Annotated in this window: 17 protein-coding genes and 1 pseudogene; 15 read left to right on the forward strand and 3 right to left on the reverse strand. The window is 65.5% G+C overall.

Annotation, left to right across the window (positions count from 1 at the left end; all coding sequences use genetic code 11):
* Nucleotides 1–148: 148 nt before the first annotated feature.
* Nucleotides 149–1,162 carry a tRNA dihydrouridine synthase gene (locus SA190iCDA_RS09715; protein WP_070886737.1) on the forward strand — a complete coding sequence of 338 codons (1,014 nt, stop codon included), beginning with the start codon at nucleotides 149–151 and terminating at the stop codon, nucleotides 1,160–1,162.
* Here SA190iCDA_RS09715 and SA190iCDA_RS09720 read toward each other — a convergent pair.
* Nucleotides 1,146–1,892: an SDR family oxidoreductase gene (locus SA190iCDA_RS09720; protein WP_070886738.1), complete on the reverse strand. Its 747-nt coding sequence runs from the start codon at nucleotides 1,890–1,892 to the stop codon at nucleotides 1,146–1,148. The two genes, SA190iCDA_RS09715 and SA190iCDA_RS09720, sit on opposite strands and share 17 nt — an antisense overlap.
* Before the next feature lie 118 nt (nucleotides 1,893–2,010).
* Between SA190iCDA_RS09720 and SA190iCDA_RS09725 the strand changes: the two genes are divergently transcribed.
* Entirely contained in the window at nucleotides 2,011–2,463 is a 453-nt protein-coding gene (locus SA190iCDA_RS09725) for an Hsp20 family protein (protein ID WP_070886739.1), read from the forward strand.
* A 48-nt stretch (nucleotides 2,464–2,511) separates the two neighbouring features.
* Here SA190iCDA_RS09725 and SA190iCDA_RS09730 read toward each other — a convergent pair whose 3' ends face one another.
* Together SA190iCDA_RS09730 and SA190iCDA_RS09735 are read right to left on the reverse strand one after the other, a co-directional pair.
* Nucleotides 2,512–5,436 (reverse strand): EAL domain-containing protein, encoded by a 2,925-nt coding sequence (locus SA190iCDA_RS09730; RefSeq protein ID WP_070886740.1) that lies wholly within the window; start codon nucleotides 5,434–5,436, stop codon nucleotides 2,512–2,514.
* 91 nt (nucleotides 5,437–5,527) lie between these two features.
* Entirely contained in the window at nucleotides 5,528–6,433 is a 906-nt protein-coding gene (locus tag SA190iCDA_RS09735) for a LysR family transcriptional regulator (RefSeq protein WP_070886741.1), read from the reverse strand.
* A 173-nt stretch (nucleotides 6,434–6,606) separates the two neighbouring features.
* Between SA190iCDA_RS09735 and leuC the strand changes: the two genes are divergently transcribed.
* From leuC to purF, 13 genes and pseudogenes are all read left to right on the forward strand, one after another.
* Nucleotides 6,607–8,034: a 3-isopropylmalate dehydratase large subunit gene (gene leuC / locus SA190iCDA_RS09740; RefSeq protein WP_070886742.1), complete on the forward strand. Its 1,428-nt coding sequence runs from the start codon at nucleotides 6,607–6,609 to the stop codon at nucleotides 8,032–8,034.
* Between the two features lie 11 nt (nucleotides 8,035–8,045).
* Nucleotides 8,046–8,693, forward strand: coding sequence for a 3-isopropylmalate dehydratase small subunit (gene leuD, locus SA190iCDA_RS09745; protein ID WP_070886743.1), 648 nt, complete (start codon nucleotides 8,046–8,048; stop codon nucleotides 8,691–8,693).
* A gap of 197 nt (nucleotides 8,694–8,890) precedes the next feature.
* Nucleotides 8,891–9,973: a 3-isopropylmalate dehydrogenase gene (leuB, locus tag SA190iCDA_RS09750; RefSeq protein ID WP_070886744.1), complete on the forward strand. Its 1,083-nt coding sequence runs from the start codon at nucleotides 8,891–8,893 to the stop codon at nucleotides 9,971–9,973.
* A gap of 54 nt (nucleotides 9,974–10,027) precedes the next feature.
* Nucleotides 10,028–11,140, forward strand: coding sequence for an aspartate-semialdehyde dehydrogenase (gene asd, locus SA190iCDA_RS09755; RefSeq protein WP_070886745.1), 1,113 nt, complete (start codon nucleotides 10,028–10,030; stop codon nucleotides 11,138–11,140).
* A gap of 129 nt (nucleotides 11,141–11,269) precedes the next feature.
* Nucleotides 11,270–12,273, forward strand: a pseudogene (locus SA190iCDA_RS09760) (aspartate-semialdehyde dehydrogenase).
* A gap of 146 nt (nucleotides 12,274–12,419) precedes the next feature.
* Nucleotides 12,420–15,254 (forward strand): FimV/HubP family polar landmark protein, encoded by a 2,835-nt coding sequence (locus SA190iCDA_RS09765; protein WP_070886747.1) that lies wholly within the window; start codon nucleotides 12,420–12,422, stop codon nucleotides 15,252–15,254.
* Nucleotides 15,255–15,413: 159 nt separating this feature from the next.
* Entirely contained in the window at nucleotides 15,414–16,265 is an 852-nt protein-coding gene (truA, locus tag SA190iCDA_RS09770; protein ID WP_419203833.1) for a tRNA pseudouridine(38-40) synthase TruA, read from the forward strand.
* A gap of 58 nt (nucleotides 16,266–16,323) precedes the next feature.
* Nucleotides 16,324–16,956 (forward strand): phosphoribosylanthranilate isomerase, encoded by a 633-nt coding sequence (locus SA190iCDA_RS09775; protein WP_070886748.1) that lies wholly within the window; start codon nucleotides 16,324–16,326, stop codon nucleotides 16,954–16,956.
* A gap of 172 nt (nucleotides 16,957–17,128) precedes the next feature.
* Nucleotides 17,129–18,013, forward strand: coding sequence for an acetyl-CoA carboxylase, carboxyltransferase subunit beta (accD, locus tag SA190iCDA_RS09780; protein WP_070886749.1), 885 nt, complete (start codon nucleotides 17,129–17,131; stop codon nucleotides 18,011–18,013).
* Entirely contained in the window at nucleotides 18,010–19,317 is a 1,308-nt protein-coding gene (folC, locus tag SA190iCDA_RS09785; RefSeq protein WP_070886750.1) for a bifunctional tetrahydrofolate synthase/dihydrofolate synthase, read from the forward strand. Before accD ends, folC begins: the two co-directional genes overlap by 4 nt.
* Nucleotides 19,301–19,948 carry an SPOR domain-containing protein gene (locus tag SA190iCDA_RS09790; protein WP_070886751.1) on the forward strand — a complete coding sequence of 216 codons (648 nt, stop codon included), beginning with the start codon at nucleotides 19,301–19,303 and terminating at the stop codon, nucleotides 19,946–19,948. The genes folC and SA190iCDA_RS09790 overlap by 17 nt, the downstream gene beginning before the upstream one ends.
* A 79-nt stretch (nucleotides 19,949–20,027) precedes the next feature.
* Nucleotides 20,028–20,594, forward strand: a complete 567-nt coding sequence (locus SA190iCDA_RS09795; RefSeq protein WP_070886752.1) for a CvpA family protein — start codon at nucleotides 20,028–20,030, stop codon at nucleotides 20,592–20,594.
* 28 nt (nucleotides 20,595–20,622) lie between these two features.
* On the forward strand, nucleotides 20,623–22,128 hold the full coding sequence (purF, locus tag SA190iCDA_RS09800) for an amidophosphoribosyltransferase (protein ID WP_070886753.1): 1,506 nt from the start codon (nucleotides 20,623–20,625) through the stop codon (nucleotides 22,126–22,128).
* The last annotated feature ends 61 nt before the right edge of the window (nucleotides 22,129–22,189 follow it).

The raw sequence follows: 22,189 nt of genomic DNA on the forward strand, positions 1-22,189 counted from the left end.
AATCGGTAGTCGTCACTGCAATGGACTGCCTGAGGTGGCAGGTGTTCAGCTGCCGCGCCGCTGGGCTGATGCGAGTCTCGCCGCTACACTACGCGCCGTTTTCCGGCCGACGCCGCCGGGTTTCCCCTGATAGTTCGAGAGTATTGCCATGCAGATCGCCCTGGCGCCCATGGAGGGGCTGGTCGATGAAATCCTCCGCGATGTGCTGACCCGGGTTGGCGGCATCGACTGGTGCGTGACCGAGTTCATCCGCGTGACCGATCGCGTGCTGCCCAGGTCGACCTACCGCAAGCTGGCACCCGAGCTGTTCAGCGGCGCCCGTACGGCTGCCGGCACGCCACTGCGCGTGCAACTGCTCGGCTCCGACCCCAAGTGTCTGGGCGACAATGCCGCCTATGCCTGCGTACTCGGCGCGCCGGTGATCGACCTGAATTTCGGCTGCCCGGCCAAGACGGTGAACAAGTCCCGCGGCGGGGCGGTGCTGCTCAAGGAGCCGGAGCTGCTGCACGCCATCGTGCGCGAGGTGCGCCGCAGCGTACCGGCGCCCATTCCCGTTACCGCCAAGATGCGCCTGGGCTTCGATCACAAGGATCTGGCCCTCGATTGCGCCCGGGCGCTGGCCGAGGGCGGCGCCGCGCAGATCGTCGTGCACGCACGCACCAAGGTCGAGGGCTACAAGCCGCCGGCCCACTGGGAGTGGGTGGCACGGGTGCAGGAAGTGGTCGCCGTGCCGGTGTATGCCAATGGCGATATCTGGTCCGTCGAGGACTGGCGACGCTGCCGCGAGGTGAGCGGCGCCGAGCATTTCATGCTGGGCCGTGGCGTGGTGGCGCGGCCCGACCTGGCTCGGCAGATCGCCGCGGCAAAGGTCGGTCAGGATGCCGGCGTGATGACCTGGGTAGAGTTGCAGGCGCTGCTGGGCGAATTCTGGCTGCAGGCACGGCGCAAGATCTCGCCGCGCTACGCCCCTGGCCGGCTCAAGCAATGGCTGGCGATGCTCACGCGCAGCTATCCGGAGGCGGTCGAGTTGTTCGCCCTGGTACGGCGGGAGACCAGCTGCCAGATCATCGATGCGCTGCTGGGCGTAAGCATCGCGCCGGCAGAGGTAAGCGCTCTGCAAGCGCTCGCAGCCGACGACGAGGCGTTCAGCGCCCTCCGCTGACGTCCAGCAACGAGCCGGTGGTGTAGCTGGCCTGCTCGCTGGCCAGCCATACAATCGCCTCCGCCACCTCGTCGGCGCGCCCGCCACGGCCCAGTGGCACGCTGGCCGCCACCCGCGCCACCCGTTGCGGCTCGCCGCCGCTGGCGTGGATCTCGGTGTCGATCACCCCGGGGCGCACGGCATTGACGCGAATGCCGTCGGCGGCGAGCTCCTTGGCCAGCCCCACCGTCATGCTGTCGACCGCGCCCTTGGCCGCGGCGTAGTCGATGTACTCCTCGGGCGCGCCGAGGCGGGCGGCGATCGATGAAACGTTGACGATCACGCCGCCACGCCCGCCCTGGCGGGTGGACATCCGCGCGATCGCCTCGCGGCTGCACAGGAAGCTGCCGTACACATTGGTGGCGAACACCCGTTGCCAGCGCTCCAGGCTCATCCGTTGCAGGCGCATCTGCTGCTCCAGTATCCCGGCGTTGTTGACCAGCACGTCCAGGCGCCCCAGGTGCGTGTCGATCTCGGCGAACAGCCGGCGCACCTGATCTTCGTCCGCCACATCGGCCTGCAGCGCCAGCGCCTGGCCGCCCTGGACTGCGATCGCCTCGACGAGCGCCTCGGCGGCGTCACGCTGGCGGTGGAAGTTGACCACCACGCGGTAGCCCTGCTGCGCCGCCAGCCTGGCCGTGGCTGCGCCGATGCCACGACTGGCGCCGGTAACCAGCATTACCTTGCACATCGAAAAATCTCCTTTTCAGGCCCTTGAAATTTTTTCCGGCATCCACATTTTTCTCACCGTGGGATGCCGAAGGCGGGTCCCGCACCTTATCACTCGCTGACTATTCAGGAGATCTACCATGAGCACTGCATTTTCCATGACCCCGCTGTTCCGTCAGTCCATTGGCTTCGACCGTTTCAACGACCTGTTCGAATCGGCGATGCGCAACGAGACGAGCAGCAGCTACCCACCCTACAACGTCGAGAAGCATGCCGACGACCAGTACCGGATCGTCATCGCTGCCGCTGGATTCCAGGATGAAGATCTGGATCTGCAGGTCGAGCGCGGCGTGCTGACCGTGACCGGCGGCAAGCGTGCGGGCAATGGCAACGGTGACAATGTCACCTACCTGTATCAGGGCATCGCTCAGCGTTCGTTCAAGCTGTCGTTCCGCCTGGCCGATCATATCGAGGTCAAGAGCGCCAGCCTGGTGAACGGCCTGCTCAACATCGAGCTGGAGCGCCATGTGCCGGAAGAGGCCAAGGCCAAGCGCATCCCGATCGGGTCGGCACGCCCGGCACTGGAGAACTGATCCAGCACCGGCACACCGGAAAAGGCGCCCCTGTGGCGCCTTTTCCGTTCAGTGCGGCAGGCGCTGGTCGCTGTGGCTGAGCAGGGCCCGAAAGGCCGGTAGCGGCTGTGGGCGGCTGAACAGGTAGCCCTGGTAGCAGTTGCAGCCCTGGCTCTGCAGGAAGTCCAGCTGGCTCTGCTGTTCCACGCCTTCGGCGATGACCTCCAGGCCCAGGCTCAGGCCGAGGGCCACCACGGCGCGGATGATTTCCGCATCGCTCGGGTTGCTGGTGGCGTCGCGCACGAACGACTGGTCGATCTTCAGCACGTCCACCGGCAGGCGTTTGAGGTAGGTGAGCGACGAGTAGCCGGTGCCGAAATCGTCCATGGCGAAACTGACGCCCAGCTGGCGCAGACGGTTCATCTTGCTGATGGTGTCGTCGATGTCCTCGATGACGATGCCTTCGGTGATTTCCAGCTTGAGCATGCCCTGGGGCAGCATGTTCTGGCGCAGGCAATGCTCGACGCGCTCGACGAAATCGCCCTGGCGGAACTGCCGCGTGCTGATGTTCACGCACAGGCTGAAGCGCTCGTCGATCAGGCCGTCCTCCAGCAGCTGCGCGCAGGCGTGGCAGGCTTCGCCCATCACCCAGGCGCCGACCTCGAGGATCAGGCCGCTTTCCTCCAGCACGTGGATGAACAGCGCTGGCGATTGTTCGCCGAGGGTCGGGTGGGCCCAGCGCAGCAGTGCTTCGGCGCCAATGATCTGATCGGTGCGGGCGTCCACCTGGGCCTGGAAATACAACTCGAATTCGCCACGGCTCAGGGCCGTGCGCAGCTCGTTCTCCAGGCGCAGGCGCTCGCTGGCGGCGTGCTGCATGGAGCTGTGGAACAGCTGAATGGCGTTGCGGCCCGAATCCTTGGCACGGTACAGGGCGATGTCGGCGCGCTTGAGCAGGTCGGCCGGCGTCTGGCCGTGGTCGGGGATCAGGGCGATGCCGATGCTCGGGGTGACCTGCAGGCGATGGCCTTCGAGCAGCATGGGTTCGCTGAGCAGGGTGCGCAGCTTTTCGGCGGCATGGCCGGCGTGGCTGATGACTTCTTCCAGCGTACCCTCGATGCCGGTGAGCAGTACCACGAATTCGTCGCCGCCCAGGCGCGCCACGGTGTCTTCCTCGCGCACGCTGACTTCCAGGCGGGCGGTGATCAGCTTGAGCACCGCATCGCCGAACGGGTGGCCGAGCGAGTCGTTGATGTGCTTGAAATGGTCGAGGTCGAGAAACAGCAGGGCGCCGCGCAGTGCGTGGCGCTGCAGCAGGGCGATCTGCTGGGTCAGGCGATCCATCAGCAGGGCGCGATTGGGCAGGCTGGTCAGCGGGTCGTGGTAGGCCAGGTGCTGAATCTGCTGCTGGGCGGCCTTGAGTTCGCTGATGTCGCGGGCGGTGACCAGCAGGCACTGGGTGCCATCCAGCTCGATCGGTTCGAAGGAGATTTCCACTTCCAGGTGCTTGCCATGGCGGTCGCGACCGCTCATCTCGATGCGCTGGATATGGCCCTGCTCGCGCAGGGTGGCGAGCAGGCGCTGGCGTTGGTGATCGTCGGGCCAGATGCCCACCTCGGTCGAGGTGCGGCCGATGACTTCCTCGGCGCTGTAACCGGTGAGGCGGGTGAAGCCGTCGTTGATCTCGATGTAACGGCCGGTGTCGCGGGTGGTGATGGTGATCGCGTCCGGGCTGGAGTGAAAGGCCTTGTAGAATTTTTCCTGGCTGGCCTTGAGCGCCGCCTCGGCGCGTTGTTGCTCGGTGATGTCGCGAAACTTGCTGAGCACACAGGGCTGGCCGGCCAGTTCCAGGCGCCGGCACGACACGATGCAGCTCATCAGGCGGCCTTGCGGGTCGTGCAGGTCGATGCGTTCGTCGGTCAGGTCGGTGCCGCCGAGAATCTTGGCGCGCAGCGGCGAATCCTCGGGTAGCACCTGCCAGGGCGCGAGCTTGAAGATATTGCGGCCGCTGACTTCCGCCGGCCGCCAGCCGAAGGCCTGGGTGAACGCCGGGTTGATTTCCAGGATCCGGCCTTCCGGCAGGGTGGTGACGCAGATCGGGTCGGGGCTGGCCTGGAAGACCATGGCGAACTTGCGTTCCGAGGCCTGCAGGCGCTGCTCGCGCAGGGTGCGTTCGCTGGTGTCGATCATGATGCCGGTCATGCGCACGGGCTGGCCCTGGTCATCGCGGTGCAGCTTGGCGGTGCTTTCCAGGTAATGGGTCTGGCCGTTGGCGTGCACCGTGCGGTAGGTCACCTGGGAGTCCTGGCCGTTATCGGGCAGCAGGTCGCGATAGGCCTGCCGCAGGGCCTGAAGATCCTGCGGGGGCACGTGGGCGAAAAAGTCCGGGAAGGGACCCTGGAAGGCCGCGTCCGGCAGCCCATGAAGGACGGCGGCGCGCGGTGAGGCGAACAGGGTGTCGCTGGGGATGTGCCAGTCCCAGGTGCCCAGATCCGCCGATTCGAGCGCCATGCGCAGGCGCTCCTGGCTGTCGGCCAGGGCCTGTTCCTGGACGCGCTGGCGGGTGATGTCGCGCACCACGCCGAACATCCGGTTCTGGCCGCCATCGCCGGCCTGCAGGCTGCCGGTGATCTCGATCCAGCGCAGGCTGCCGTCCGGCCATTGAATGCGATGGCGAATCGGCTCGGCCGTGGGCGAGCCATCGATCACTGCCTGGAACATGCGCAGCACTTCGCCGCGCTCCTCCTCGGGAATCAGCCCGATATAGTCGACGGGGGCGCTGAGCGGGCGGGTCGGGTCGAGGCCGAATACCTTCTGGGCGCCACGGGACCAGCTGACCTCGCCGGTGTCGACGTTCCAGAACCAGGCGCCGAGTCCGGCACCATTGAGGGCAGCCAGCAGGTGTTGGCTGTCGCGCCAGGTCTTTTCGAACTCGGCTGGGTCGAGCACCGGTACATGGGGCAACGGTGGGCGTTTGTCGTTGGAATTGCCCATTGACCCTTCCTCTACAAAAGCCCGGCGAGGCGGGAAGCCGGGCTATTGGGGCTTGTGCTGCATGAATGCCGGCAGATGGCCGGCATGGGTATCACGTTAGCTGCTGCCCCGGCGCTAAAGCAAGACTGTCGCGATGACTGTCGAGCAGTTGCATGAAGGCCCTGGCGGCGTTCGACAGGGTGCGTTCGGTATGCACGATATAACCGAGCTGACGCGACAGCTGGATGCCCGGCAGGGGCAGGCGGGCCACCTGCTCGTCGAGCATGGTGCGCGGCAGCACGCTCCAGGCCAGGCCGATGGAGACCATCATCTTGATGGTCTCCAGGTAGTTGGTGCTCATGGCGATGTTGGGGGTCAGGTTCTCGGCCTCGAACAGGCGCTGCACGATATGGTGGGTAAAGGTGTTGCCGCCAGGAAACACTGCCGGGTGCAGGGCCACGTCGGCAAGCGTCACGCCGGTGCCCTGGGCCAGCGGATGTTCAGGCGCGGTGACGAAATCCAGCGGGTCGTCCCATACCGGCACGGCGCGCACCGGATCGCGGGTATCCGGTGCCAGGGTGATCACCGCCAGCTCGGCGCGGCCGTGGAACACTTCGTCATAGGCCACTTCCGAGTCGAGAAACTGGATATCCAGCGCCACTTGCGGGTGGGCGCGGGTAAAGGCGCGCAGCAGCGGCGGCAGGCGGTGCAGACCGATATGGTGGCTGGTGGCGAGGGTCAGCCGCCCGGTGATCTCGCCGTTGAGGTTGGTCAGCGCCCGGCGGGTGTCCTCCAGCACGTTGAGAATCTGATAGGCACGCGGCAGCAGGGCGCGGCCGGCTTCGGTCAGGCTCACCTCGCGGCCGAGGCGGTCGAACAGGCGCACGCGCAGCTGCTGCTCGAGGCTGGCGATGCGTTTGCTCACCGCCGGCTGGGTGAGGTGCAGGCGTATGGCGGCCTCGGAGAAGCTGCCGAGTTCGGCGATGGCGATAAAGGCATTGAGGGTGGCGAGATCCATGGGGCTTCCAGTCGCGATCTGGGTTGTTGTCCCGCGATGCTATATCAATTCCGATCAGGAATCTTCTGGATGAAAAATATGAATTTGAGTTATTCGCCGGTCGCGCATAGCATTCTCCCCATAAGCCACAAGGCTATTGCCCCAGGCATAGAAATAGTGATGAGGACAGGCTGATGACCGGCAAGACGCTCTACGACAAGTTGTGGGACATGCACGAAGTGAAGCGCCGCGACGACGGCTCGTCGCTCATTTACATCGACCGCCATATCCTTCACGAAGTGACGTCGCCCCAGGCCTTCGAAGGCCTGCGCCTGGCCGGGCGCAAGCCATGGCGCATCGATGCCAATATCGCCACGCCGGACCACAACGTGCCGACCACCCGCGCCGAGCGCCTCGGTGGCCTCGACGCCATCGCCGATGAAGTCTCGCGCATCCAGGTCAAGACCCTGGACGAGAACTGCGATGACTTCGGCATCCTCGAATTCAAGATGAACGACGTGCGCCAGGGCATCGTCCACGTGGTCGGCCCGGAGCAGGGCGCCACCCTGCCGGGCATGACCGTGGTCTGCGGCGACTCGCACACCTCCACCCATGGCGCCTTCGGTGCCCTGGCCCATGGCATCGGCACCTCCGAGGTCGAGCATGTGCTCGCCACCCAGTGCCTGGTCGCCAAGAAGATGAAGAACATGCAGGTGCGCATCGAAGGCAAGCTGCCGTTCGGCGTCACCGCCAAGGACATCGTGCTCGCGGTGATCGGCAGGATCGGCACCGCCGGCGGCAATGGCCATGCCCTGGAATTCGCCGGCAGCGCGATCCGCGAGCTGTCCCTGGAAGGGCGCATGACCATCTGCAACATGTCCATCGAAGCCGGTGCGCGGGTAGGGCTGGTGGCGGTCGACGAGAAAACCATCGCCTACGTCGAAGGCCGTCCGTATTCGCCGAAGGGCGCGGACTGGCAAAAAGCCGTGGCCGTATGGCGTGATCTGGTTTCCGATGCCGACGCGCATTTCGACACTGTCGTCGAGCTGCAGGCCTGCGACATCAAGCCCCAGGTCAGCTGGGGTACCTCCCCGGAAATGGTGCTGGCCGTCGACCAGAACGTGCCGGATCCGGCTCGGGAAAGCGACCCGGTGAAAAAGGATTCGATCACCCGCGCGCTCAAGTACATGGGCCTGGCGGCCAACCAGCCGATCACCGATATCAGGCTCGATCGCGTGTTCATCGGCTCGTGCACCAACTCGCGTATCGAAGACCTGCGCGCCGCCGCCGAGGTGGCCAAGGGCCGCAAGGTCGCCGCCACGGTCAAGCAGGCGCTGGTGGTGCCGGGCTCCGGTCTGGTCAAGGCCCAGGCGGAAAGCGAAGGGCTGGACAAGATCTTCATCGAGGCCGGCTTCGAATGGCGTGAACCGGGCTGCTCCATGTGCCTGGCCATGAACCCGGACAAACTGGGCAGCGGCGAGCATTGCGCCTCGACCTCCAACCGCAACTTCGAAGGCCGCCAGGGCGCCGGTGGCCGTACCCACCTGGTCAGCCCGGCCATGGCCGCGGCGGCGGCGGTGACCGGGCGCTTCATCGACGTTCGCGAATTGATCCAGGCCTGAGGAGAGAGATGATGAAAGCCTTTACCCAACACACCGGCCTGGTCTGTCCGCTCGACCGTGCCAACGTCGACACCGACCAGATCATCCCCAAGCAATTCCTGAAGTCGATCAAGCGCACCGGCTTCGGTCCCAACCTGTTCGACGAGTGGCGTTACCTGGATGTCGGCCAGCCCAACCAGGACAACGCCAACCGTCCGCTCAACCGGGATTTCGTGCTCAACTTTCCCCGTTACCAGGGCGCCAGCGTGCTGCTCGCTCGCGAGAACTTCGGTTGTGGTTCGAGCCGTGAGCACGCGCCCTGGGCGCTGGACGAGTACGGTTTCCGCACGGTGATCGCGCCGAGCTTCGCCGATATCTTCTTCAACAACAGCTTCAAGAATGGCCTGCTGCCCATCGTGCTGGCCGAAGAAGACGTCGATGCGCTGTTCGAACAGACCGAAGCCACCGAGGGCTACCAGCTGACCGTCGACCTCCAGGCGCAGACCGTGACCCGCCCCGATGGCGTGCAGTACGCCTTCGAGGTCGACGCCTTCCGCAAGCACTGCCTGCTCAACGGCCTGGACGACATCGGCCTGACCCTGCAGGACGCCGAGGCGATTCGCGCTTTCGAGGTCGGTTATCAGCAGCGCCAGCCCTGGTTGTTCGGGGCCATCAAGTAAGCCCCGCCGCGCCCGCTGGTGGCGCGGAAAGATAAGGTTACGTGTTATCAGTGGATGGGCCCGTCGTGCCTTGACCCCGTCGAAGCAGGCGCCGAATATGGCGCCCCTCGCGGCAGGGTGATGGCCGCGGGCCTGTTCGGGTTTTCACAGGTCGCACACGGCAGGGCCGGCGATCCGAAGGTAATGAAGGAAAACGTATGAGCAAGCAGATTCTGATACTTCCCGGTGACGGCATCGGCCCCGAGATCATGGCCGAAGCGGTCAAGGTGCTGCGCCTGGCCAACGACAAGTTCGCCCTCGACTGCGAGCTGTCGTTCGACGAGCTGGGTGGCGCGGCCGTGGACAAGTACGGTGTGCCGCTGGCCGACGAGACCCTGGAGCGCGCCCGTGGGGCCGATGCCGTTCTGCTCGGCGCCGTCGGCGGCCCGAAGTGGGACAAGATCGACCCGGCCATCCGCCCCGAGCGCGGCCTGCTGAAGATCCGCTCGCAGCTGGGTCTGTTCGCCAACCTGCGCCCGGCCATCCTCTATCCGCAACTGGCCGATGCCTCCTCGCTCAAGCCGGAAGTGGTGGCGGGGCTGGATATTCTCATCGTCCGTGAGCTGACCGGCGGCATCTATTTCGGCCAGCCGCGCGAGAGCAAGGTGCTGGACAATGGCGAGCGCATGGCCTATGACACGCTGCCCTACAGCGAGAGCGAGATCCGTCGCATCGCCAAGGTCGGCTTCGACATGGCCCGCGTGCGCGGCAGCAAGTTGTGCTCGGTGGACAAGGCCAACGTGCTGGCCTCCAGTCAGCTGTGGCGTGCGGTGGTCGAGGAAGTCGCCAGGGACTACCCGGACGTCGAGCTGAGCCACATGTACGTCGACAATGCCGCCATGCAGCTGGTGCGTGCGCCCAAGCAGTTCGACGTGCTGGTCACCGACAACATGTTCGGCGACATCCTCTCCGACGAAGCCTCGATGCTCACCGGCTCCATCGGCATGCTGCCGTCGGCGTCGCTGGATGCCAACAACAAGGGCATGTACGAGCCGTGCCACGGTTCGGCGCCGGACATCGCCGGGCAGGGCATCGCCAACCCGCTGGCGACCATCCTGTCGGTGTCGATGATGCTGCGTTACAGCTTCAACCAGACCCAGGCGGCCGATGCCATCGAACTGGCGGTCAGCCGCGTGCTCGACCAGGGCCTGCGCACCGGCGACATCCATTCGGCCGGTACGACCAAGGTCGGTACGGCGGCAATGGGTGATGCGGTAGTCGAAGCGCTGCGTAGTCTGTAATCTTCCAGGCCGCTGGAAACTGTCCGGCGGCTTGTTCATATAGGTGTAGTGGTTATGAAACGTGTAGGTCTTATCGGTTGGCGGGGCATGGTCGGTTCCGTGCTCATGCAGCGCATGCTGGAAGAACAGGATTTCGATCTGATCGAGCCGGTGTTCTTCACCACCTCCAATGTGGGCGGCCAGGGGCCGGCCATTGGCAAGGAAACCGAGGCGCTCAAGGATGCCTACAGCATCGACGAGCTCAAGGGCCTGGACGTGATCCTGACCTGCCAGGGCGGCGACTACACCAATGAAGTCTTCCCCAAGCTGCGCGAAGCCGGCTGGAAGGGCTACTGGATCGATGCCGCGTCCTCGCTGCGCATGGCCGACGACGCGGTGATCGTACTCGACCCGGTCAACCGCCGGGTCATCGACCACGCATTGGACGCCGGCACCAAGAACTACATCGGCGGCAACTGCACCGTCAGCCTGATGCTGATGGCGCTCGGCGGCCTGTACGAAGCCGGTCTGGTCGACTGGATGAGTGCCATGACCTACCAGGCGGCCTCCGGTGCCGGCGCGCAGAACATGCGTGAGCTGATCAAGCAGATGGGCACCATCAACGCCACCGTGGCCGATGAACTGGCCGACCCGGCCAGCGCCATCCTTGATATCGACCGCAAGGTCGCCGAGGCCATGCGCGGTGATGCCTTCCCGGTCGACAACTTCGGCGTGCCGCTGGCCGGCAGCCTGATCCCCTACATCGACAAGGAGCTGCCGAACGGGCAGAGCCGCGAAGAGTGGAAGGCCCAGGCGGAAACCAACAAGATCCTCGGTCGCTTCAAGAATCCGATTCCGGTCGACGGCATCTGCGTGCGCATCGGCGCCATGCGTTGCCACAGCCAGGCGTTGACCATCAAGCTCAACAAGGACGTGCCGCTGACCGACATCGAAGGCCTGATCAGCCAGCACAACCCCTGGGTCAAGCTGGTGCCGAACCACCGCGAAGCCAGTATCCGCGAACTCGGCCCGACGGCCGTCACCGGCACCCTGAGCGTACCGGTCGGCCGCCTGCGCAAGCTCAACATGGGGTCGCAGTACCTCGGCGCCTTCACCGTGGGCGACCAGCTGCTGTGGGGCGCCGCCGAGCCGCTGCGGCGCATGCTGCGCATCCTGCTGGAGCGCTGATTCGCCACCGGCGCGCTGCCAGACCCTAGGGGCGGGTAGAGGTGATCGCTTGCGATTGCCGTCGCCCGCCCCTCTGCTTTTCGGTAGAGTGCCGGGTCTGTTTCAGCTACCCAGCCTCAGGCCTCCTTCATGACCTCTACCTTTGCTATCGCCGTCGTCGGTGCCACCGGCAGTGTCGGCGAATCCCTGCTGCAGCTCCTCGAGGAACGCGACTTTCCCGTCTCCGACCTGCATTTGCTGGCCAGCAGCGAGTCGGCCGGGCGCAGCCTGGCGTTCAGGGGCGCAATCTGCGCGTGCGCACGGTGGAGGGGTTCGATTTTCGTACCGTTCAGCTGGCGTTCTTCGCCGCCGACCCGTCGGTGACCCGGGCCCATGCCGCGGCGGTACGCCAGGCCGGGTGTTCGCTGATCGACGTCACCGGTGCGCTGCCCGCCGACATGGCGCCGCGGGTGGTGCCGGAAGTGAACGCCGGGGCGATCAGTGGCCAGGCGCCGTTCGCGGTGACCAGCCCGGCGTCGGTGGCCGTGGCCGTCGGTCTGGTGCTCGGCGCCCTGGGCGAGCAACTACAAGTGCAGCGGTTGGTGATCGATGCCGGCCTGGCAGTGTCCAGTCGTGGCCGGGAAGGCGTTGGCGAGCTGGCGCGGCAAACCGCCGAGTTGCTCAACGGCCGTGCGCTGGAGCCCCGTCTGTTCGGCCGGCAGATGGCGTTCAACCTGCTCGCCCAGGTGGACGAGCCCGATGCCGAGGGTCACGGCTCGCTGGAGCGTCGCATCCATGCTGACGTCAAGGCGCTGCTCGGCAGCGACCTGAAGGTGGCGGTCAGTTGTCACCAGGTACCGGTATTTTTCGGCGACAGTTTGAGTGTCACCGTACAGGCGTCTACACCTGTAGAACTGGCCGAGGTCATGGCCGCGCTGGAGGCGGCGCCCGGTATCGAACTGGTCGAGGCGGGCGACTATCCCACCGTCACTGGTGACGCGGTCGGCCAGGACGAAGTCTACGTAGGCCGCGTGCGCCGTGGCATGGACGATCCCTGCGCCCTCACTTTGTGGATTGCGTCTGATAATGTGCGAAAAGGTGCCGCTTTGAACGCCGTACAGCTGGGCGAGTTATTGATAAAACACCACCTGTAAAAGATACTTATCGGGAAATCTGCATATCTATTCGAGCTTGGCAAATACTGAGCGCGCTGATCGTTGGCTGGGGGGCCTGCAAAGGGGCAGCCAGCGATCATCTATCCTCTCGTTGTGCGAGAGCCGTCAACACAAAGGAAAAGGCTATGGTTCGGGTTCGTAAACTGGTGCTGGCTATCGCTGCGGCGACGGCGCTGTCTTCCGGTATGGCGCATGCGCTGGGGGTCGGTGAGCTGACACTGCAGTCGTCTCTGAACCAGCCGCTGGTGGCGGAAATCGAGCTGCTCGACGTACGCGACCTGTCCGCCGCGGAAATGCGCCCGTCGCTGGCCTCGCCCGAAGAGTTCAACAAGGCTGGCGTCGACCGCCAGTATTTCCTGACCGACCTCAAATTCACGCCCATCGTCAAACCCAACGGCAAGAGCGTGATTCGCGTCACCTCGACCAAGCCGGTTCGCGAGCCCTACCTGAATTTCCTCGTCGAAGTGCTATGGCCCAATGGCCGTCTGCTGCGCGAGTACACCCTGCTGCTCGATCCGCCGCTGTACTCCCCGCAAGCCGCCGCGGCCCCGCAGCTGCCGGTCGCCGCGCCAGCGCCAGCGCCTCGTCCAGCGCCGAGTGCCGCCCCCCGTGCTGCTGCTCCGGTTGCCAGCGCCCCGGCAGCCCCGCGTGCCGGTAGCGCCGATGGTGACTACCGCACCAACGCCAACGACACGCTGTGGGAAGTCGCCGAGCGTGCCGGTGGCAGTGGTAGCGTTCACCAGAAGATGCTGGCCATTCAGGATCTCAATCCGGATGCCTTCATCGGCGGCAACATCAACCGCATGAAGAGCGGCCAGGTGCTGCGTCTGCCCGATGACCAGCAGATCGCCCGTCGCAGCCAGTCCGAAGCCCTGGCCCAGGTGGCCGCACAGAATAGTTCCTGGCGCCAGGGCCGCAGTGCCCCAGCCACCGCCGCTAGCCGGCAGATCGATGCCACGCGGCGCAGCGCAGCGGGCGCTGCGCCGTCCGAAGTCACCAGCGAGGACAAGCTCAAGCTGGTGGCTGCCGAAGCCGGCAAGGCCACCTCGGGCAGCGAGAGTGGTACTGCCAATAACGCCGCGCTGGCCAATCAGTTGGCGGTGACCCAGGAAAGCCTGGATTCGACGCGCCGCGAGAACGACGAGCTGAAGGATCGCATGGGTGACCTGCAGGGCCAGCTCGACAAGCTGCAGCGGCTGATTCAGCTCAAGGACAACCAGTTGGCCAAGCTGCAGGCCGATGTCGCTGCCTCCAACGGTCAGGCCGCTGGTGGCGCAGGCGCTGCTGCCGGTGCTGCCTCCGCGCCAGCGGAATCGACCAGCCAACCTGCCGAGGCACCGGCCGCTGCTGCGCCGGCTACCGAGGTGCCCGCCGCGAATCAGCCGGCGCCCGAGTCAGCCCCGGTTGATCCTTCGGCCGCTCAGCCGGCGGGTGAGCCAACCGCCGAGGCACCGGTCGCCGAGAACCCACCCGCGCCAGCCCCTGAGGCGGCCGCGCCAGCCGAGCCGACCGCACCTGCTGCCGAAGCGCCTGCCCCGGCACCGGTCGCCACCACGCCCGAGCCGGTCGAAGAAGACAGCGCCCTCGACAACCTGCTGGCCAACCCGATGATGCTCGGCCTGATCGGTGGCAGCCTGCTGCTGGCGCTGCTGCTGGTGCTGCTGATTCTGTCGCGTCGCAATGCCCGCAATGCCCGCAAGGCCGAAGAGGAAGAGGCCAGCCTGGCGACCTATGAAGAGGACACCCACCGTTTCGACAGCGATCTGGAGCTGCCGGCCGACAGCCTGAACGATCTGCCGGACGACCAGGTGGCCCTGTCCCAGCCGGTGGGCGAAGAGCGGGTGACTGCCCAGACGGGCGATGCCTTGGGCGAGGCGGACATCTATATCGCCTACGGTCGCTTCAACCAGGCGGCCGAGTTGCTGCACAACGCGATCAACGACGAGCCGCATCGCACCGACCTGCGCCTGAAACTGATGGAGGTCTACGCCGAACTGGGTGATCGCGAAGGCTTTGCCCGCCAGGAAAACGAGCTGCGCGAGATCGGTGGCGCCAACGCCCAGGTCGAGCAGTTGAAGAGCCGCTACCCGGCGATGGTCGTGCTCGGTGGTACCGCCGCCCTGGCCGGCACCGCCGCTGCAGACGACCTGGACGCTTTCAGCCTCGACGACCTGGTTCTGGACGAGCCCGAGCAGCCAGTGGCTCCGCTGCAGCCAGCGGCCGACGATGCCTTCGATCTGGATCTGGACGCCCTCGAAGCCGAATTCGCCGCAGCCCCGCAGCCCAAGGCGCAGGATGACGTTGCTCGTTTCGACGAAATCGACACCCTGAGCCTGGGGGATCTGCAGGCGCAGCCACCGGTGGCGAGCCAGAACGAGCCCCTGGACTTCGACCTGGATCTGGGTGACGAGCCCGCCAGCCGTCAGGCGCCGGGCGGTGAGCTGGCGGACTTCAACCTGGACCTCGACACCCCAGCCGCGCCAGCTACCGCGCAGGACGATGACTTCCTGCTGAGCTTGGACGACGATGCCGACAAGCCGGCCGCTGATCTGCCGGAGCTGTCTTCGGCCCTGGACAACGACAAGGGGGATGATTTCGGCCTGCCCGCCGACTTCGACCTGTCGCTCAATGACGAGCCGGCCCAGCCGAGCAGCGGCGCCAGTTTTGCCGCCCAGCTCGACGACGTGACCGCCGAGCTGGACCAGCTGGCCGAGAGCCTCGAGCAACAAGGCCAGCAGACGCCACAGGACATGCAGGCCGATAACGTGCCGCTCGATGAGGACGATGATTTCGACTTCCTCTCCGGCACCGACGAGACCGCCACCAAGCTGGATCTGGCGCGAGCCTACATCGATATGGGCGATAGCGAGGGTGCCCGTGACATCCTCGATGAAGTGATCGCCGAAGGTAACGATGGTCAGCAGCAGGAAGCACGCGAGCTGATCGGCAAACTGGTTTGACGGGTAACTGATTGGCATTGACGGCAGCCCAGGGGCTGCCGTTTTTGCATCTACGGCACACAGGTAAATTGGCGGCTGGCGTGGCAGCCTGCCTGGGTAGCGGTATAATTGTCTGCATTGCAGCTTTGATCTGGTCGTAACCAATTGATTAACGAACAAATGACGGCAGCCGAAATGGCTGCCGTCGGCATTTACAAGATCGCCCTGGGTGTCGAGTACCGCGGCACCCGCTACCGCGGTTTCCAGCGTCAGCGCGATGGTGTTCCGTCGATCCAGGCGTCCCTCGAAACGGCCTTGTCCAAGGTTGCCGGTGGCGCTCCGGTGACGCTCAGCTGTGCCGGGCGTACCGACGCGCTGGTGCATGCCAGCGGCCAGGTGGTGCATTTCGACACCCGCATCGAGCGCTCCATGCACGCCTGGGTGATGGGCGCCAACATGAACCTGCCGGGCGATATCAGCGTCACCTGGGCCAAGGCGATGCCGAGCCATTTCGATGCGCGCTTCTGCGCCATGGCACGGCGTTACCGCTACGTGATCTACAACGACCAGATCCGCCCGGCGCACATGGCCGAGGAGGTCACCTGGAACCACCGCCCGCTGGATGTCGAGCGCATGCGCGAAGCGGCCCAGGTATTTCTCGGCACCCATGATTTCAGCGCCTTCCGCGCCCGGCAGTGCCAGGCCAAGTCGCCGATCAAGACGGTCCACCACCTCGAGTTGCTGCAGCATGGCCGCTTCATCGTCCTGGATATCCGCGCCAATGCCTTTCTGCATCACATGGTGCGCAACATCGCCGGCGTACTGATGACCATCGGCGCCGGCGAGCGGCCGGTGGAGTGGGCCGGGCAAGTGCTGCGCACCGGCGTACGGCGCACCGGCGGGGTGACCGCTCACCCGTACGGGCTGTATCTGGTGCAGGTGGACTACCCACAGGAATTCGACCTGCCGACCCGTTACCTGGGGCCGCACTTTCTGTCCGGTCTCGCGGACGTGGCGGCGCGCAGCAATTAATGGCGCGCCTTCGCCGGTCATTTGTTACCATCCGGCCTTTCGCGGAGGTATTCGTCTTTTGTCAGTCGTTCGCAGCAAGATTTGTGGGATTACCCGTCTCGAGGATGGGCTGGCTGCCGTGGCGGCGGGCGCCGATGCCATCGGGCTGGTGTTCTATGCACCCAGCCCGCGGGCGGTCTCGGTCGAGCAGGCGCAAGCCATCGTCGCCGGCCTGCCGCCATTCGTGACCACCGTCGGCCTGTTCGTCGACATGCCGCCGCGCGACATCGAGGCGGTGCTGGCCGCTGTCCCCCTGGATCTCCTGCAATTTCACGGCGACGAAAGTCCGGCGGCGTGCGAGGCGCTGGGCCGGCCGTACATCAAGGCGCTGCGTGTACGCGCGGGCGATGACGTCGCCGCGCTGGTGGATGCCTACCCGGGCGCCCGCGCCGTGCTCCTCGATACTTTCGTGGACGGTGTGCCCGGTGGCACCGGGCAGCCCTTCGACTGGGCGCTGGTGCCGGCGAACCTGAGCAAGCCGGTGATCCTCGCCGGCGGCCTGACGCCCGGCAACGTGGCGGCGGCCATCGCTCAGGTGCGCCCCTATGCCGTGGATGTCAGCGGCGGTGTCGAAGCGAGCAAGGGCATCAAGGATGCCGCCAAGGTCGAGAACTTCGTGCGCGCGGTGCGCGCGGTTGGAGACTCGATGTGACGGCGCCGCGCAGCGAGCCGTCCATACTGCTATCGCCGCGAACAGTGCGCGCTTTTTTCGTGGTCGAAGCAGGTGGCGGGCATCAGGCCGGCCCCAGCGGCGACCACTTTGTGAATTCGCTTGTCATGTGCAGCAAGCATGTTGAAGCCTACAGCGTTGGAGAATTGAGAGCATGAGCAACTGGCTGGTAGACAAACTGATCCCCTCGATCATGCGTTCCGAGGTCAAGAAGAGTTCGGTACCTGAAGGCCTGTGGCACAAGTGCCCATCCTGCGAAGCGGTGCTGTACAAGCCGGAGCTGGAAAAGACCCTGGACGTTTGCCCCAAGTGCAACCACCACATGCGCATCGACGCCCGCGCCCGCCTGAACATCTTCCTGGATGCCGATGGCCGTGGGGAGATCGGTGCCGATCTGGAACCGTCCGACCGCCTGAAGTTCCGCGACAGCAAGAAGTACAAGGACCGCCTGGTGGCTGCCCAGAAGCAGACCGGTGAGAAGGACGCGCTGATCGCCATGAGCGGCAGCCTGGAAGGCATGCCGGTGGTGGCCTGCGCTTTCGAGTTCGCCTTCATGGGCGGTTCCATGGGCGCCATCGTCGGTGAGCGTTTCGTGCAGGCCGCCAACGTGGCCCTGGAAAAGCGCTGCCCGTTCATCTGCTTCGCCGCCTCCGGTGGTGCGCGCATGCAGGAAGCGCTGATCTCGCTGATGCAGATGGCCAAGACCTCGGCGGTGCTGGCGCGCCTGCGTGAAGAGGGCATTCCCTTCGTGTCGGTGCTGACCGACCCGGTGTATGGCGGCGTTTCCGCCAGCCTGGCGATGCTGGGTGACGTGATCGTCGCCGAGCCCAAGGCGCTGATCGGCTTCGCCGGCCCGCGGGTGATCGAGCAGACCGTTCGCGAGAAGCTGCCCGAAGGCTTCCAGCGCAGCGAGTTCCTCATCGAGCACGGCGCCATCGACATGATCATCCATCGTGCCGAGCTGCGTCCGCGCCTGGCCCGCCTGCTGGCGCAGTTCACTCACCAGCCGTCTCCTGCTGCCCTGCCGGTCAGCGCATGACCCAGCGCTCCCTGGCCGAGTGGCTGGCGTACCTGGAGCGTCTGCATCCAAGCGCCATCGACATGGGCCTGGAGCGCTCCCGCGAGGTCGCGGCACGCCTCGGCCTTGGCCGACCGGCGCCGCGGGTGATCACCGTCACCGGCACCAATGGCAAGGGCTCGACCTGTGCCTTTATCGCGTCGCTGCTGCGCGCCCAGGGCCTGAAGGTCGGGGTGTACAGCTCGCCGCACCTGCTGCGTTACAACGAGCGGGTGCAGATCGATGGCGAACAGGCCAGCGATGCCGGCCTCTGCGAGGCCTTCACGGCCGTCGAGGCGGCCCGTGGCGACACCTCGCTGACCTATTTCGAGATGGGCACCCTGGCCGCGTTCTGGCTGTTCGAGCGCGCCAGGCTGGATGTGGCCGTGCTCGAAGTCGGCCTGGGCGGGCGCCTGGACGCCGTCAACCTGATCGATGCCGATCTCGCGCTGATCACCAGCATCGGGGTCGACCATGCCGACTGGCTGGGCGATACCCGTGAGTCGGTGGCCTTCGAGAAGGCCGGCATCATGCGGCCAGGCAAACCGGCGCTGTGTGGTGATTTCGATCCGCCGCTGCCGCTGCTCGAGCGAGTCGCCGAACTCGATTCGCCATTGTTCCTGCGTTGCCGGGATTTCGACCTGAGCGTCAACGAGTCGGGTTGGAGCTGGTACGGGCTCACGGCCGTTGGCGAGGTGCTGCGCCTGGACGACCTGCCGCTGCTCGACCTGCCCATGGAAAACGCCGCGCTGGCGCTGCAGGCCTACGCCTTGCTCGACCTGCCCTGGGACGCCGAGAAAATCGCCGATGCCCTGCAGGCCACCCGGGTGACCGGTCGCCTGGATCGCCGTCACTTGAACTGGCGCGGCAAGTCCCTCACTCTGTTGCTCGACGTGGGGCACAATCCCCATGCCGCGCAGTTTCTCGCCGGTCGGCTGCAGGCGCGCGCCTGTGCCGGGCGGCGCCTGGCGGTATTCGGCCTGCTGGCCGACAAGGAGCTGCCCGGCGTGGTGACGCCGCTGCTGGCCGACATCGCCCATTGGGCGGTGACGACCCTGCCCAGCGAGCGCTCGCGTCCTGCCGCCGAGCTGCAGGCGCACCTGGTATCCCGTGGTGCCCAGGTCGAGGCCCATGGCGATGTCGCCAGCGCCCTCGAAGCGCAGTGCGAACGTGCCGCGGCAGGGGATGAAGTTCTGCTCTTTGGGTCTTTTTTCTGCGTGGCCGAAGCCCTGATGTGGCTGGAGCGCTACGCCCAGGAGGATGTGCAGGATGGCCATGCTGGATAGTGGAACCAAGCAACGTATCGTCGGCGCACTGGTACTGGTCGCGTTGGCGGTGATTTTCCTGCCGATGCTGCTTTCCCGTCCCGACGAGCTGCGGCACGTGGTGGTCGACGCGCCGAGCATTCCCGCCAAGCCGGTCACCCCCGAAATCGAAATGCAGCCGGTGATCGTGCCCGATCCCCAGGAGCTGCCCCAGGAGCCGGTGCCGGGCGACGGCGCGCCGGCCGAGCAGGCGCAAGCCCAGGCGCCGGTCGAGCAGCCCATCGTCGAGCTGCCGGCCAGCGAGCCACCAGCGCCCACGCCGCCTCCGGCTGCGCAGCCTACTCCGAGCAAGCCGGCCGAGGTGGCGCCGCCGCCGCAAAAGGCGCCGGTCGAGCGCCTGGACGCCAACAGCCTGCCGGTCAGCTGGTCGGTGCAACTGGCCAGCCTGTCCAGCCGTCCGGGCGCCGAAACGCTGCAGAAGACCCTGCGCGCCCAGGGCTACAACGCCTATATCCGCACGGCCGATGGCATGAACCGGGTGTTCGTCGGGCCACTGGTCGAGCGTGTCGAGGCCGATCGCCTGCGTGACCAGCTCAACCGTCAGCACAAGCTCAATGGCTTCGTGGTGCGCTTCCAGCCGGAAAGCAACTGACGCATCGCACGCATCCGCGCTTAACCGATGGGCAGGGCTCTGCTAAAATGCAGCGCCTCTTCCATCGGTAGCCTGCATCGTGGCATTCACCTGGGTCGATTGGGCGATCATCGCCATCATCGCCGTTTCGAGTCTGATCAGTCTGAGCAGAGGCTTCGTCAAGGAAGCCCTGTCGCTCGTCACCTGGATCATCGCCGGCGTGGTGGCCTGGATGTTCGGCGGCGCGCTGTCGCAGCACCTGGGCGCCTATATCGAAACCCCGTCCGCCCGTGTCATCGCTGCCTGCGTGATCTTGTTCGTGTTGACGCTGCTGGTCGGTGCGCTGATCAACTACCTGATCGGCGAGCTGATCCGGGTCACTGGCCTGTCGGGCACCGATCGCTTCCTGGGCATGGTGTTCGGCGCTGCCCGCGGGGCTTTGCTGGTCGTGGTGGCGGTGGGGCTGCTCAGCCTGGGGCCGGTGCAGCAGGACAGCTGGTGGCAGCAATCGGCCTTGCTGCCGCATTTTCTGCTGGTTGCAGATTGGTCGAAGAACCTCATATTGGGTGTGTCCAGCGAGTGGCTGGCCAGCGGTATACGCGAGCCGGTCGAGCTGCCGTTCAAAGAGGTGCTGCAGGGGGCTACTCCTGTCGGCACCGGTAAATAGTCGTTTCACTGAGTAGGGGTTGCGTCACATGTGTGGCATTGTCGGTATCGTCGGTAAATCGAACGTCAATCAGGCGCTGTATGACGGCCTCACCGTCCTCCAGCACCGCGGCCAGGATGCTGCCGGTATCGTCACCAGCCATGAAGGGCGCCTGTTCCTGCGCAAGGACAACGGCCTGGTGCGCGACGTCTTCCAGCAGCGCCACATGCAGCGCCTGGTCGGTCACATGGGCATCGGCCATGTGCGCTACCCGACCGCGGGCAGCTCCAGCTCGGCCGAGGCCCAGCCGTTCTACGTCAACTCGCCGTACGGCATCACCCTGGCGCACAACGGCAACCTGACCAACGTCGAGCAGTTGGCCAAGGAGATCTACGAATCGGATCTGCGCCACGTCAATACCAACTCCGATTCCGAGGTGCTGCTCAACGTGTTCGCCCATGAGCTGGCCGTGCGCGGCAAGCTCAACCCCAGCGAAGAGGACGTGTTCGCCGCGGTCAAGGACGTGCACAAGCGCTGCCGTGGCGGCTATGCCGTGGTGGCGATGATCACCGGTTACGGCATTGTCGGTTTCCGCGACCCGAACGGCATTCGCCCGATCGTGTTCGGTCAGCGCCACACCGACGAAGGCGTCGAGTACATGATCGCCTCCGAAAGCGTCGCCCTGGACGTCCTCGGCTTCACCCTGATCCGCGACCTGGCGCCGGGCGAGGCGGTGTACATCACCGAAGAAGGCCAGATGTTCACCCGCCAGTGCGCGCCCAACCCGCAGCTCAAGCCGTGCATCTTCGAACACGTGTACCTGGCGCGCCCCGACTCCATCATGGACGGCGTGTCGGTCTACAAGGCGCGCCTGCGCATGGGCGAGAAGCTCGCCGACAAGATTCGCCGCGAGCGCCCGGACCACGATATCGATGTGGTCATCCCGATTCCCGATACCAGCCGCACCTCGGCGCTGGAGCTGGCCAACCACCTGGGCGTCAAGTTCCGCGAGGGCTTCGTCAAGAACCGCTACATCGGCCGGACCTTCATCATGCCGGGCCAGGCGGCGCGCAAGAAGTCGGTACGCCAGAAGCTCAACGCCATCGAACTGGAGTTCCGCGGCAAGAACGTGATGCTGGTCGACGATTCCATCGTGCGCGGCACCACCTGCAAGCAGATCATCCAGATGGCCCGCGAGGCCGGTGCCAAGAACGTGTATTTCTGCTCCGCGGCCCCGGCCGTTCGCTACCCGAACGTCTACGGCATCGACATGCCGAGCCCCCACGAACTGATCGCCCATGGTCGCACCACCGAGGAGGTGGCCGAGTTGATCGGCGCCGACTGGCTGGTCTACCAGGATCTCGATGACCTGAAGGAAGCGGTCGGTGGCGGCAAGATCAAGATCGAACAGTTCGACAGCGCGGTATTCGACGGCGAGTACGTCACCGGCGATGTCGACGAGGCTTATCTGAATCGCATCGACCTGGCCCGCAACGATGGCAACAAGGCCAAGTCGCAAGCGGTCAGCGAGATCATCGATCTGTACAACAACTGATCGATGTTAAATGATTCAACAACCGGGCCCTTTGGGCCCGGCCTGTTTTCTGGATGAGGAA

It is taken from the genome of Pseudomonas argentinensis, assembly GCF_001839655.2.
GTDB lineage: Bacteria > Pseudomonadota > Gammaproteobacteria > Pseudomonadales > Pseudomonadaceae > Aquipseudomonas > Aquipseudomonas argentinensis_B.

Bases quoted from the DNA above. Each gene is read 5' to 3' on its own strand.
- SA190iCDA_RS09720 (WP_070886738.1), bottom strand. From the start codon at position 1,892: ATGTGCAAGGTAATGCTGGTTACCGGCGCCAGTCGTGGCATCGGCGCA.
- leuB (WP_070886744.1), top strand. From the start codon at position 8,891: ATGAGCAAGCAGATTCTGATACTTCCCGGTGACGGCATCGGCCCCGAG.
- SA190iCDA_RS09725 (WP_070886739.1), top strand. From the start codon at position 2,011: ATGAGCACTGCATTTTCCATGACCCCGCTGTTCCGTCAGTCCATTGGC.
- purF (WP_070886753.1), top strand. From the start codon at position 20,623: ATGTGTGGCATTGTCGGTATCGTCGGTAAATCGAACGTCAATCAGGCG.
- truA (WP_419203833.1), top strand. From the start codon at position 15,414: ATGACGGCAGCCGAAATGGCTGCCGTCGGCATTTACAAGATCGCCCTG.
- SA190iCDA_RS09735 (WP_070886741.1), bottom strand. From the start codon at position 6,433: ATGGATCTCGCCACCCTCAATGCCTTTATCGCCATCGCCGAACTCGGC.
- SA190iCDA_RS09765 (WP_070886747.1), top strand. From the start codon at position 12,420: ATGGTTCGGGTTCGTAAACTGGTGCTGGCTATCGCTGCGGCGACGGCG.
- SA190iCDA_RS09715 (WP_070886737.1), top strand. From the start codon at position 149: ATGCAGATCGCCCTGGCGCCCATGGAGGGGCTGGTCGATGAAATCCTC.
- leuD (WP_070886743.1), top strand. From the start codon at position 8,046: ATGAAAGCCTTTACCCAACACACCGGCCTGGTCTGTCCGCTCGACCGT.
- asd (WP_070886745.1), top strand. From the start codon at position 10,028: ATGAAACGTGTAGGTCTTATCGGTTGGCGGGGCATGGTCGGTTCCGTG.
- accD (WP_070886749.1), top strand. From the start codon at position 17,129: ATGAGCAACTGGCTGGTAGACAAACTGATCCCCTCGATCATGCGTTCC.
- folC (WP_070886750.1), top strand. From the start codon at position 18,010: ATGACCCAGCGCTCCCTGGCCGAGTGGCTGGCGTACCTGGAGCGTCTG.
- SA190iCDA_RS09790 (WP_070886751.1), top strand. From the start codon at position 19,301: ATGGCCATGCTGGATAGTGGAACCAAGCAACGTATCGTCGGCGCACTG.
- SA190iCDA_RS09730 (WP_070886740.1), bottom strand. From the start codon at position 5,436: ATGGGCAATTCCAACGACAAACGCCCACCGTTGCCCCATGTACCGGTG.
- leuC (WP_070886742.1), top strand. From the start codon at position 6,607: ATGACCGGCAAGACGCTCTACGACAAGTTGTGGGACATGCACGAAGTG.